This window comes from Clostridioides sp. ZZV15-6388, assembly GCF_020657755.1.
GTDB lineage: Bacteria > Bacillota > Clostridia > Peptostreptococcales > Peptostreptococcaceae > Clostridioides.
The window spans coordinates 1-214 of the sequence record NZ_JAGWCU010000163.1; the positions used below are offsets into that span (position 1 = coordinate 1).

Below are 214 nucleotides of genomic sequence, written 5' to 3' on the forward strand. Positions count from 1 at the left end.
ACAAGTAGCGGAGCATGTGGTTTAATTCGAAGCAACGCGAAGAACCTTACCTAAGCTTGACATCCCAATGACATCTCCTTAATCGGGGAGTTCCCTTCGGGGACATTGGTGACAGGTGGTGCATGGTTGTCGTCAGCTCGTGTCGTGAGATGTTGGGTTAAGTCCCGCAACGAGCGCAACCCTTGTCTTTAGTTGCCATCATTAAGTTGGGCAC

1 rRNA gene is annotated in these 214 nt (G+C 50.5%); it reads left to right on the forward strand.

Annotated features, from left to right (window positions below):
• Window positions 1-214 (forward strand): 16S ribosomal RNA (locus tag KGF48_RS20830); the annotation flags it as partial.